This is a genomic window from Tritonibacter sp. SIMBA_163 (assembly GCF_046535935.1).
GTDB classification, from domain to species: domain Bacteria; phylum Pseudomonadota; class Alphaproteobacteria; order Rhodobacterales; family Rhodobacteraceae; genus Epibacterium; species Epibacterium scottomollicae.
In genome coordinates this window covers 1-243 of record NZ_JAWJBP010001126.1, presented here as the reverse complement: position 1 = coordinate 243, position 243 = coordinate 1, and the positions used below count along the sequence as shown (strand labels likewise).

The following is a 243-nucleotide window of genomic DNA, read 5'->3' as shown; positions in this document are numbered from 1 at the left end:
GCCAGAACGGGATCGCTCTTGGCGGCCTTTTCCTGATTTCCCGTGCAGAGGTTACAGCCGGGACGCTCCAGATACAGGATGTTCTCGTGCTCGGTCCGCGCCTCGCCCTTGGGGAACAGATCATCGAATTCAAAACCCGAGTAGTTCTGCAGGATCGCCCAGTCGCGCTCTTCCTTGAGCTCGTCGACGATATGGTAGGTTGGAGCCGCGACCACCAATGGCGCCTTGAACTCCACCTTGCCC

The 243-nt window shown here is 59.3% G+C and carries 1 protein-coding gene; it reads right to left on the bottom strand.

Features of this window, described 5'->3' with window-relative positions:
- Positions 1–243 (bottom strand): hypothetical protein (locus R0J92_RS25840; RefSeq protein ID WP_411053789.1); only part of this gene is annotated, 243 nt, incomplete at both ends.